At 69.4% G+C, this 255-nt stretch carries 1 protein-coding gene; it reads right to left on the reverse strand.

Features of this window, described 5'->3' with window-relative positions:
- A partial coding sequence (locus tag ACYOEI_RS41590; RefSeq protein ID WP_462856515.1) for a DUF1501 domain-containing protein occupies nucleotides 1-255 on the reverse strand: 255 nt, incomplete at both ends.

Consider the following 255-nt stretch of genomic DNA (forward strand, 5'->3'; position numbering starts at 1 on the left):
CCCCGCGCTCGTGGTCCCCTTCCTTGCTGACGAGCGAGCGGATCAGCGAGACCGACGGCATCACTTCGGCGAGCCTGGGATACCCCTCGGCGAGTCGGATCCCCTTGACGGCGGTCTCGATCGCCCGGGTCCCCCCCGCGATGCGCGTGTTCGGGTGCGGGTCGAATGTTTCGAGTTGGCTCGGGCCGCCGGACAGCCAGATCAAGATGATCGAACGAGCGGGCTGCTTGCCCCGCACGGCCTGGGCGGCGAGGA

The sequence above is a fragment of the Singulisphaera rosea genome, assembly GCF_054877945.1.